The sequence below is a fragment of the Nocardia sp. NPDC057440 genome, from assembly GCF_042802915.1.
GTDB lineage: Bacteria > Actinomycetota > Actinomycetes > Mycobacteriales > Mycobacteriaceae > Nocardia.
This window is the reverse complement of the sequence record NZ_JBHVDF010000003.1, coordinates 478,957-491,452: the sequence shown is the minus strand read 5'-3', so window position 1 is coordinate 491,452 and position 12,496 is coordinate 478,957. Positions and strand designations below refer to the sequence as shown.

Genomic DNA, 12,496 nt, shown 5'->3' with positions numbered 1-12,496 from the left:
TGACGTCCAGCTTCTGGCGGATGTCGGTCAGATAGCTTCGCACCGTGGGGGGCGCTAGGTCGAGGATTTCCGCGATGTCGCTGTTCGACTTGCCCGCCGCCACCAGCTCGAGCACCGCGAACTCTCGATTCGTCAGACCGAATTGACTCGGTGGCGTCGAATCGAGCTTGTCCTGGTCGGGCTCTTGGGTTGTTTGCGTCTCTTCGTCCTGATTGTCGCCGTCAGGCGAGTGTGCTTGCACCAATTGGGCGAACGTGCTGAGCGCATGACGCTGCAGGGTGGTGAGGTCGCGGCCGTGCGGTCCAGCGTCCACGGCTGCGATAATGAGCTGGCGTTGGCCGGAATTCAGCGTGCGCCACATGCGCACCGCATGCTGGGCGAGCGCGTCCAACCACGCTCCGGCGTCCGTACCTTCTGGAACCTGCCATCGGTGCGTTTCCGCAAGCCGGAACACCGAACGGTTGATGAACTGTGCCAGCGGTCCCAACCGCTCGAGTTCACTGCCGAGCGGACGATTCGAAGCAGGTGCGAGCATGGCGAGCAGGCTGTGAAGTGTGTGCGGCCCGTACTCCTGACGGAGTTCTTGGAACGCCGCCGCATCACCCTGCTGAGCCCGCTGTAGTGATGTGGTTTCGAGGCTGATACCCCATTTGCTGACTGCCTGCAATATATCTACGGAATTGGTCGCATCGAGTTTTCCGCAGATTTGGCGCATGCTGTTCGCAAGCTGGCGACTCGATATCCGCAGAGTCTCTTCAATTTCCCTATTGGACCGGGCTTCCGTGATCAGGGCGACTATCTGGGCTTCGCGAGCGGTGAGTTCGGGGCGGGGGTCAGCCATGAGTGGCGGGGGTATGAATGGAATGTCACCAGTGCGCAAGCCCATGGCAACTTTCGCCTCGCGGCGAAGGATGCCGTATTTTGTGGTGATGTGGGTCATGTGCTCGTCGACCATTTTGGGAGAAATGCCGAGCAATATCGCGATTCTGTCGTTCGTTCTGCCTTCCGCTACCAGGGTGAGCACCTGGGTCTCACGTCGGGTCAATGCGGGGCGGAGTTCGTCGCCGGACGATAGTGGCGTGCGGGGAAGGGTGCCCGCGCGCACCGCGACGGCCATCGCCGCCGCTAGGTTCGGCACGCCGAGCTTGGCCACTATCCCGGCCTGGTGCGCCAGCACGGCATCCTTCGGCATGTGTAGCAACGGCGCTATCTGAGCAGGCGACTTATCGGCGGATACGAGGTCGAGTATCTCGACCTCGCGGCTGGTCAGCGGGGTCTGGCCTGGTTCTGTAACCGGGGTGACAGGCGTCGTCGGGTTCGCGTTGCCCGTGATGTCCTGGGCCAGATGGGCGAGTGCGCGGATCGCTCTGGGTGGGATGCTGCTGAGGTCTTGGCCACGTGATACCGCGTTGGTGGCCTCCGCGATACGCCAACGAATGGGGCGGTCCAACTGGTCGAGGCGGCTCCAGAATTGCTCGATATCCAATTCGGCGATGCGACGATACGTCGAGTCCGATTCGGTGACACCATGCGCCCTCAAAATCTTCAGGATTCCTTCACGGATCGGCCGGAACCATCTCTGCTCCGTCACCTCTCCTGTGATCCTGCCCAGCCACTCGCCGACATCCTGCCCGGTGGCGGGTCGCCAACGACGTTCGTTCGCAAGAGCGAACACTTCATCGTTTATCTCGCGTGCCAATTTCACAAGCACCGCGAATTGCGGTCCTTGTCGTCCTCCCGATATTTTCAGCATCTCCAGTACGCGCCCATACGTCAGTTCGCGCAGTCTCTCGAGTGCTTCTGGGTCAGGTTGTTGCTGGACCGACCGCGGCGGCGCACTTTTCGGTGCGTCTGTGGCGGAGGGCGTGTGATCTGTATCTGGCGGTTGATGGCCGTCGTTGAGCTGTATTTCGGGCGCGTCGAGTGCTGCTTGGTGTTCTGCCACTACTTCGTCGGCGATTGCGAGTCGTCGCTGTGCGGCGTCGGATGCGTTGGCGGGCAGTACCTCTCGAGCGGCGCGTGCGTCGGCCTCGGTCGCGAGGTCTCGTGCCACCGCGGGGTTGCCGACCGCGGCCATCAGGTGGTGGTAGACGGGGCTGTCTTCTGGGCGGGATGTGGGCTGGCCGGCGTCGGTGTTGGCTGTTGTCGGTGCTCCATGGTCCGGGTCAGCTGACTTCGCGCTATTGCCAGGAGCGGGGTTCTCGATCGGCATCTCGAACCACAGCGTCTTACTGCCGTCACGCTCCAGCTCGACACCCCATGCAGAGGACAGCGATTCGAGCAATCCGATACCGCGACCGTGGGTCCCGTCGACCCGCACGCCCGCTTCCCACTGGGACTCCTCGTCGCCCTCGAAGGCTTGATCGGTGACGGTGTCGGGGTCGCTCTCCGCTCGTCGCTCCGGCAAAGCATCGCCGTCGTCGCCGATCTCGAACCGGAATACGTCGCCGGACCGGAAGACTCGCACTCGGGCCTCGCTGCCAGGCGCATGCAGATGAACGTTTCCTACGAAATCCGACAGCAGCATGATCGCTTCGTCGCATTGATCGATCGACCAACCGGCCTCTGTCAGGAATTTCGTCGATGCCTTCCGCACTGCCCGCACGCCCGGCGCGACAGCATCCGGCGTCAGCGTGGTCTTCACGCCGCGTGCAGGGTCTGCGCGTGACGGATCCTCTTGGCCGTCGGTCTCGAAGAGCTTGAACCACATGGTCTTTCGGCCACTCTGTGGAAGCTTCCAACCCCACGAATCGGCCCTGATGTCCAGCAAGTCGACGACACTCCAGGCGGGATGGTCGTCGGTCTCGCGGGCGGGGAGATCTCGGCTGTCGTCGGTGACCTCGATCTGCACCCACCGGTTGCCGGCTTCCCCGAGGATGGTGCCGGAAATAATTGGGCTGCCACCGTTATTGGCGCGCGCCTGTAGCGCGAGCTCCCATGCGGCACCGAGGGCCACGTCGAGATGTTCGGCTACCGGCCAGTCCGTCATCACCTCGTGAATGGGCTCGACGGCGGACGCGATGTCCTCCAGGCCCAGGAATCGTGTCGCGGTCTCGACCAACTGCTTGATCGCGGGTGGTGCATCCGCGTGCCTGCTGATCTTGCGGAGCTCGTGGAGCGGATCGCTACTGGACCGTCCTACCCATTCGTTCCCCGGCGCTTCCAGGCCGAAGGTCGCGGCGAGGCGTATGCCCAAAGCGGTTGTCTTGCTTCGCCATTCGGCGAGCGCAGTCGGCGACTGCCCCAGCTGCTGCGCCTGGGCTTCATGGGCGAGCCGTTCTGCCAACCACTCCGGCAGCGTCGCGAAGCTTGGAAGTGTCGGCACGAGACGTCGGTGTGCGGGGTCCATCGACCGCAACTCTTCGTCTATGAGAGCTAGTGCCTGCTGCACTTGCTGTGGTGTGTACGACTCGAGCAATGCGGCCAGATCCGGGTCGCCGGCGGCAGACGAATTCGAGTCAGCGCGCGCTTCGCCGGCGATCTCCCCAAGGTGTCCTGTGCCCTCGACCGAATCAGGATGGCCCGCCGTGGCGGCCGGGGTGCCGGCCGCGGGCGATGGCGACTGCTGAATGCGGTTCGCATCGAGCGGTGCTTCGGCCGTGAGCTGGGCGGCCACCGCGTCGATGTCCGCCCACAGTGCCGAGTACTGCTCCCGGCCGACCCGCTGCTGCGCCAGCATGTCGGTCAGGAGCATGTCCTCGACGGGATTATCGGCATCGCTTGCCTGCGGTGCTGCGCCGGCGATGTCGAATATGAGCAGGGACAACCGTGCGACTTCTGCATCGAACCGGTGGAACTCACGTTCGAAGTGAGCCGATCTTTCTGCGGCAGCATCGTGGGCGGCCTGGGCTATCGGATCTGGGGCGCTGCCATCCGGTGCGAGCGCCGCCGTCAGCCGGTCGTGCTCGGCGCGCCATCGATCGCGCGCTACCCGGTTGCGCTCACGCTCGATGACCGAGCGCCTGCGCTCCCTGTGCAACTCCGGTATCGAGCTTCCGTTGCCCGGCGCGTCGATAATGCCGCGGCGCTGGAGCATTCGATCGAGGTGCGCGACGGCATCGTCCATGTGCTCTCGCGCCTTGCGGGCGGCCGCCTCGTCGGTCACGGCGGGAGCAGTGGTTTGCGGGTTGCCGTGGGAGCTGAGCACACTGCACCAGACGCGGCCGACGCTGTCGACCTGCACATGTCGATAGTCGACCTGAATTCCTGCCTGCGCCAAAGTATTCAGCGCTTCCGGTGTCAGGAAATGCTCGGGATCAGCGAACGGCGACATGATCGTGAGTCGATTGTCCTCGAGTCGGGCCCAGCGTCCGATCCGTTGCCCGGTCGACTGTTCCAGCCAGCGCCCCGCCACGTCGGCCGCTGCTTGTATTCGGAGGGTCTGCTCGGCATCGACGAGCATTTCCAGCGAGGTGAGCAGGTTGTCCTGCCATGTTTCGTCGCCAGGGTTCAACTGGTCCGGATCGAGCTTCGCAGGGAACATCTCGTGCAATTCCGAGCCGGCTGCGGCCAGGTCCCCGGCAACCAGAGCGATCCGGACACCCCAGTCCGGCCGGTCTGCCATAGTCTCGGTCGATACGGTGTGTTGCCACGGCTCATGCGAGGCAACCGTTTGTGCACCGGGCTCGTCTGCCGCCCGCAGTGGCTGTAGGCGTTGGCTGGCTGGCATGCTCAACTGCCACAACCGGTCCTGCCGCTGCGCTCTCGCGATCCGCGTTGACTCCGGTAGTGCGTCGACCAGCACCCGACCGGCCAGGTCTACCCGCACCCGTCGCGTGATCACCGGAATTCCGTGCTGTTCGATCGCGGCCCGCGCTGCCGCGGAGATCGCGGGCGGGCGGCCCTCTCGCGTGAACATTTCCACGCGGACGCGGTCGACAACCCGTCCGAATGGCCCCAGCGCGTGCCCGCCGTGAGCCGCCACCACTTGGCGGAGGGCTAGCTCCTCCGCTCGCGTCCGTGCATGGGTGAACGCGGCGTCGAATTCCGCGTACTGCGGAGCGACTGTATCGATGGACTCGCGTAGCACCGCCAGTTGCATGCGGCGCGTGTGGTCGAGTTGGCCGGGATGTGACATTGCGTCGGCCACTCGGTCTTGCAGCGCGCTCAGGTCGAGATGCGTCGCGGCGGTGCCTGCGTCCATCCACTCGGTGAGACCGAGCAGCTCGGCAAGACCGTCGGCAGCGACAACGGCGGAGCGGAGTTTTCGGAGCACTTCTGACCGCTGCCAGGCCGCATCGGTCATCCGCTGAATCTGTTGCGCCAGTTCGCCGGTGGGCAGATGTTCGAACTCGGAGTACGCATGCGACGGCGCGCTGTCGCCCTCGTAGCTGCCGCCGAGCAGGAGGCCGCGTTGTCGATCTATCAGGCGAGCGAACTCATCCAATGCATGGCTTTGGCCGTCACTCGCATGCATCTTTCTGCTTGCTCGCTTGAAGGCTGCCTGATCGGCGGGTGTCCTTCTCCGCCACGTCCGAGCCATTGATACCGCCGAGCCGTTGGGCGCTATGCTCGTGCGAGGGCCGGAAGCCGCCGGAATCGGTCCACGATCGCTGGCCCTTGCCTCCGCCACGGCATTGCGGCGCTCCGCATCCGCCCATACCTCTGCCACCGTGCGCCCGCTCAGCAACGCTTGCAGAGCATAGGCCGGATGCGTGAAATCGACAGGTGTGTCCGCGTCGAATGCATTTTTGAACGCTGTGCTGACCTTGGGTGCATCGAGTCCGAACGCGATGTTCGCCTCGGCCAAAGCTTCCGGCGGGTTGAAAACCGCACGATCGCTCAGGGCGGGCTCTGCTACTCCCGCCCTGTAATCCTTGATTATCTGGGGCAAAGTGTCGACATCGAGCTGCCGCACCCATGCATTGAACAGCGTTCCGAGCTCGACTTTGCCGTCTTTCTTCGGAACCCCGAAATCATCCAGCCAGCGGTCCAACGCATCCGGGTTGTCGAATTTCTGCAACCATGCGTTGAATGCCGCGTAATAGATGTCTGCATCACGGATAAGCTTCTTGTGGCGGCTGTACCCGTCGAGCTGGTCCAGCCAGTCGTCGAAGCGAGTGTCCGGGAGAAGAGCGCCTGCCTTTCGTAGGCCCGAAAAATGTTGATAGAGGAAGCCGAACGCCCTCGCCTCCAGCGAATTGCGCTTAACTTCTCGGTCGGCGGTCCGCGCGAGAGGATCCCGCAGATGTGCCATTTCATGACGGACTGTGTCATACACGGGATCGTCGGTCGGCGCCAGAAATCTGCCATCTTCTCTGTCGGCTTGAAGGCGCGCTCGAAAATTCTCGACATTGCCGAAATAGTTCTCATTGAGAAACATGAATCGGGAACGTTGACCGTCGATGGTCAGAGTTCCCGAAAGTGCGATTGGACGCAACGGAACAACCGCGATAATATCGATGCCGATGTTCGGGTCTTCGGAGAATTCGTCTACGACAGCGTTTCTTATCGACAGCGCCGTCTCGACAGAAATCCCAGGATTGTCGAGCCCGAGTATGTCTATGCCGTACGTGTCGAACAATTCTCCCGCTATTGCCTGCTTGATACTCCGATCGGCCTCCGAGTCGGAATTCGTGCTGGGGTTTCCGGATGCCGGCACGGCAGACTCGGAGACGGCACTCGACTGTCCGTAGCTCCGCGCCGCGGCCGAAAGCGTGATCGTCGACCCCGATGAGCCGTCCACCAACTGCTCCGCCGGAATCGCGCTGCCGCGACCGGCGGTGTCCGGCGCTGTCATCTGTGCTCCGGCAGACATGGGCTGTTGCGCTGGTTGATTCGAGCTGCTTACCGGGTGAGCGGCCGGTGTGTCGGCGCTGCCGTCGGCGGTGACCAGTGGACGCAGTGCAGGGTCTGATTGGGGAACCTGGACCGCACCTTCCATGTCGGGGGCGACGTCTGGTACCAGCCGCAGCTGCGGGGGTTGCTTATTGCGGCCCTTGCGTGGGGCGGTGCCGGGGGTCAGCGGCCCGCCACCGGGAATGGCCGTAAGGCCGAACCCTGGTGTGGGCGGGCTATTTTCGTCTACGTTCTCGTTCGGCGTCCAGGCTTCGAGTTGCTCGCCCGGCGAAGGGGATGCTTGGTCGGCTTGTGTGGCCGTGTGAGCGGAGGGCGCGGCGTCCGGTGTCTGCGTCGCATCTGGATCCGCAGGTGCAGAGCGCGCTGCAGTCGGTGTGGTGCTCGTGTTGGCTGCGGCGTCCTCGAGTCCGGCGCGCGGTGTCGGTGTCGCGGGTGTACCGACCCAACTGGTCGGGGCTTGCGCCTGCACCACCTGGCTCAAACCGCTGACTGCGGCGAGTTGGGGTTGGGTGAGTTCGTGGCCTAGTCGCAGCGCAGCCTGTGCGTCGGCGAAGTGTTCGACCTGGGTGTGTTCCAAGTGACCGAGGGCGTCCTGCAACACATTTCGCAGGTTCTCACCCAGCCAGTCGCCGAGGTCACGGCTCTGAGGGACCTGCCATCCGTCCAGTTGTGCGGCACGGAATCCGGCGAGGTTGATCGCATCGGCAAGCCGTCGCACCGGATCTGCGGGCGTGCCGTGCTCCTGGCGCCAGCCCAACAGGTCGAACGACTGCTGGAGGGTGGCGGGCCCGAAGTGCCGTTGGAGCGCATGGGTCGCCGCCGAGTGGCCGTCCCGGGCCTGCTGCAGCACCGCGTCCAGGTCGTCGATCGGCCACTCTTGGAGGTCGTCGGCCGGTGTCTGCGGTTGCCCGACAGAGGTGACGAGTGCGGCGGGAGTATTGGATGCACTGGGGGTGGTGTCGGAGGCCGGCGGTGCGTTGGGGAGGTGGACGCCTGTGGCTGGTGGCGTGTGGGCCTGGTTGGCGCGCCGCATCGCGCGCTCCTGGTACGCGCGGTCGGCGGCGTCGTTCTGCAGCGAGGAGGTCAGACTGCGGATGTCCTGCTCGGCCGCGGCGACGTCGGCTTCGGTGGCAGCGGCTTTCGCCCTGGCCGCTTGCAAGGCCGCGCCGTTGGCGTGGGCCGGATGCGTCGCATCGGGTGCACCGGCATTGCGGGCGTATTCGGCGTATTCGGCAGTAGCTTCGGCATGCTTGGCTACGGCGGTCCGATAGTGGGTGACCGCGACCTGTGCCTGGTGATTCTGCGTCCGGCTGTAGAGATGGTCGGTGACCGCGACGTTGAAGCTGTAGCTGCCGTTGCGGCCGTTGCGGCCCGCGCGCGAGGCCCATTGGTGATCCTCGTCCGGATTTTTCGCTGAGCGCCCCAGCATGTGCGCGTGCACCCCGCCCAACTGGTTGACCTCGTCGGTGATCGACACATCGAAACCCCGGCCCAGCATTCCCGTGCCGATGGTCACCGCGCCCCGGGCGCCCGCATCGTCCTTGACCGACAACAAGTGTTCCTCGGCCGAGTTGTTGTCGCGGTGCTCGGCGAACCATCGGGCGTCGATCACGTCGTGGTCGACCCCCGCCTTGCTCAGCATCAGCGAGAAATTCCTCGCGAGATCGTTGAACGGAGAGATCACCAGGACCGGCCGTCCTTCGGCCTGCAACTGCTGTACCCGCACGACGGCGTCTTTCAATTTGTCCGGCTCGGTGAGGAATATCCGATCTTCCTCACCGGTCAGTTTCGACGGGCCGAAGTCCTCCACCTTCGCCAAGCCACCCTGGACCGGGAAATTCTCTTTGATCTCGGCGGCGGTCCGCTCCAGAGTGCCCGACATCAGATTCAAACGCCGGTACCCGCCGAGCACGTCCTCTACGGTTACATGTTTCGACCCCGTCCCATCGGAATACACGTCGACGCCGAACATTGCTTCCACCATCTTGTGGCGACCACCGAACCAGCGGCTTTCGGTCCCGACCTTCGGATCGCTGCGCGGTTTTCCGTACTCGTCGAGGATCTGGATCTTCCCGTCGAACTTCTGGAAATCCCGATTCAGCTTCAACCGGCCCGCTTTGACATCCAGGAATGCGCGGGCCATCTCGGTTTCCTCCCCGGTGAACGCTCGACCGGTCCGCTGCTCCCACAACCGGCTCGCCCCCGCCAAGCTCGCCTCCGGGGCGGTCCGCAGATCCGCGGATGTCAACACCCGCTCTTGCAGTACGCCCCGCAGGAAATCCCGCACCCGATACACGCCGGCGGCCTCTACATCCGACGCGACCTCACGCTGCCCATCGGACCGGTAGTGAACCGTCTCATTGTGCACCAGCACCGCGTCCGCCTCGTCGATCGTCGCGGTCTTCCCCGGCGGGGGCCGATCGAACAACTCGGCCGTCGCCCGCTCGTCGTAGGTCATGTAATAGACCGTGGGGCCTTCCGGCTCGGCCGGTGGATTGTGCGGATCCCAGCGAGAGACCTCGTAGCCGAGACTGCGAAACATCGACGCGAACTGTCGGGCCCCGTCATTGGCCAGCGTCTCGGTCGTGGTGATCACATGGTGGACCCGCACCTTCCGCCCACTCGCCAGCTCCACCGGTTCCCCGCGCGACAACTGCCACAATGAATCCAGCGCGCCGACAATCGTCTTGCCCTGCGACGTGCCCATCTGACGCATGAACCCGTGCTCGCCGAGCAGGAACGCCTTGATCTGATTCCATCGCGGCGTCATTCCCGTGTCTTCGCGTATTGCGTCGATGTACCGCAGCAGCGACTCCACCTCGTCGCCACTCTCCATCACCTGCCTGCGCTGCTCCCACGACTCGCCAGCCAACTCCTCCTTCCGCGACTGATACAACTCAAGCGCGTCTTTTGCCGCCGCCTTGAATTGCGCCTGCTGCTCGGTGGTGAGGTCCTCTTTCACCGTCGGATCAGCCGAGGGCAACCTCGCCAGCTCGGTTCCCAGCTGCGCCGCCGACCGGTCCGGTCGTTCATGGCCGGACGGATGGGCGTCCTCCGAGACCGGGTCCCCGGTGCGCTCCGGAACCGCCCCTTCGTTATCGGCGGGATGCTGCTGTGCCGCGGCGTTCCGGTCCTCGGAGCGCTCGGCGGTGGCGGTTGACTCCTCATTGCCGGACTTCGGCTTCGGCGCGGTGCTGGAGTCGTTCTCCTCGCCGGGGAGATTGCGGCTGCGCTCCGAGGTGGCAGACTCGGGTTCGTGCGGCGGCTGCCGGTCGTGCGCCGCATCGGCCGCGTTTTCACCGTCGGGGTCCGGCTTCGGCGGCGTCGTCGGTTCCGAGACGACTGCCGGCGCGTCGATACCCGCAGGCTCGTCGGAACTCTTTGCGGGGCCGGGTAGTTCGCGCGCCGCAGCGATGGGGGAGTCGATGGCATTGAGCTCTGGCGCGAGCCCGGAATCGTTCGATTTCCAATCGGCGGGTCGTTGTACCCAGCCTGCCTTTTCGGGACCGAAGGCATGCACGGCACCGGGAGTATTCCGCTGGTTGTGCGGTCCCGATACGGAGAGATTCGGCGGCGGGGTGTCGGCCTTGGCGGACACTGCCGACCGGGGGCCGGTCCGTTGTGCGGGCCCCGCCTCCGCGGCGACTTGGCGACCCTGACCTGGCCGCGGCGACTCGGCCGGACTGTCCGGATGTGGACGGTTACCAGCCGCACCGGCATCGGCGGGATGCGCCGCCGGGCCCTCGGCATGCCCCGCGCCAGCGCGGACCGCTGCCGGAGCGGCCGGAATCGGTTGCGGTGGTTCACCATCCGCGCCGGCTTCGGCGGGATGCGCCAGCGGACCATCGGTTGCGTCGGCCTCGACAGGATGTGGTAAGCCTGCGGCGTCATCCGGTGCTGGACCTTGCCGCTCGGATGGTGGCGGGGCAGCCTGCTCGTCGACGTGGGTGCGCGCGTTGACCGGTGTGTGGTCGGCAGGATGCGGAAGCGGACCGTCGGTGGGCTGCTCGGCGGTGGGATGCGGAGCCGGGGTCTCGGAATCGACCCGGTGGGCGGCACCGGCCTCGGCCGCGGACGCTCCCGGGTCGGCGTGGTCGGGATCTTGTACCGAGGCGTGGCTGTCATTCAGTGCAGCGAGCCGCCGGTCGGCGGTGCCGGATCCAGCCTCCGCACGATCAGGGTGCTGAATCGCTTGTACTGCTGGATTATCCGGGTGCGGGCGGGCGCCTGTGACGTCGTTATCCGCGGGACTTCGCATCGCACCGGTGGCCACGGGGGGATCGGCGGGATGCGGCGCGGCCAGGGTATTGAAGTCTGTGCGTGGGGCACGGCCGTGGTCGCCCGCGTACACCGACTGGATCTGCGACGCTGCGTTCGCAGGCAGCTGTTCGCCGCTGGGGTGCTGGATTTGGTCGGCCCGAACCTGGTTGACGCCATCGGGCAACAGCGCATCCGGATCCTTGGGCTTCCATATGCTGATGTTGTATTCCTCGCGCACGAACGGCGCTGGACGTGAGACCAGGTCGGCCGCTGGCTGGCGAAGCAGCGTAACGAGCTGGTCGAGTTGCTGGTTGATCTCGGCCGGGTCGCCTCCGCGCAGTATGCCGTGCTGGGCGAGTGCGGTGGCGAGTGCCTCGGTAAGCGGGCCGCTACGCGGGGCGGTATGCGGGGCGGCCACAGCGGGAGTGCCGCCGGCGAGAGCGGTGGTGGCCAGAGCGGTGGCGGCGACAGCACTGGCGGCGCGGGCGATGCCTGAGGGAGCGGTGGGAGCGGGAGCCGATCCGCGTGCGGCACTGCGGATGTCGGCGGCACCGTGTGCGGCGGCACCGAGGAAACCGCCGGTAATGGCCGGCAGCAGGGTCTCGCCGATGGCATCGAGGGTGAGCTCCTGGCCCGAGAGCCGAATCGAGACGTAGGCGCCGGCGATACCACCCACGACTCCGCCGGAAGCGCCGACGAACGCCGTGCCGGCGAGTTGGTAGGCCACCTGTCCGGCGGTGCTCTTGGCGCCTTCGGCCATTGCGACCGTTTTCGGGATGATCAAGCGCTCGCCGATCACCTTGCCTGCGATCGCGCCGAAGACGCCGCCGATACCACCGGCGGCAACAGCGACTTTGGCGGCCTGCTTGTCCAATACCTTGCGGTCATCGGCGATTATCTGACCCGCTTGCACGCCGACGTTGAGGCCGCCGACCTGCACAACTCCCCAAAACCCTGCCTTGACCGCGAGCACGATCGTGCCGCGGTGGGCGGTGTACTTCGCGGATTGCCCGGCGAGGAAGATCAGGAACTTCCGCCGGAGGATCTGCAACGCTGTTTCCGTTGCGAGACGGTCGATGTACATCTCGAACCGCGCGCCGATCGGGGAGAACATGATCGCGGCGCGGATGAACTGCGCGGCCAGAAATATCGCGAACCCATAGACCGTGTACTTCTGCAGTTCGGTGCTGTTCGCATTCTCGTACAGTTGCTCGGCCAGTGAGTCGTTGCAGTCGGCCTGAGCACGGTACTTCGCAGCCAGATCCTGATGCTTCTGGGCTGCCGCGCGACCCGCTTCCCCGCGGACGGTGGCTTCCACCTGCTCGGCAAGGGCGTCTTGGTAATCAGCGTATGCGCGGCACTGCTCAGCGACGTCCGACCAATAGTCGGCCGCATGGCGCATCGTGGTTTCATCGCCGTGTGGGAAATGCCCTGCCAC

Annotated in this window: 1 protein-coding gene (cut by a window edge); it reads right to left on the bottom strand. The window is 65.2% G+C overall.

The features are described from left to right. On the bottom strand, nt 1-12,496 hold the 5' portion of the coding sequence (locus ACFU4Z_RS08725) for an MFS transporter (protein WP_379060807.1). 24,920 nt of this gene lie to the left of the window's left edge; only the first 12,496 of its 37,416 coding nucleotides appear in the window; it begins with the start codon at nt 12,494-12,496; its stop codon lies off the left edge, out of view.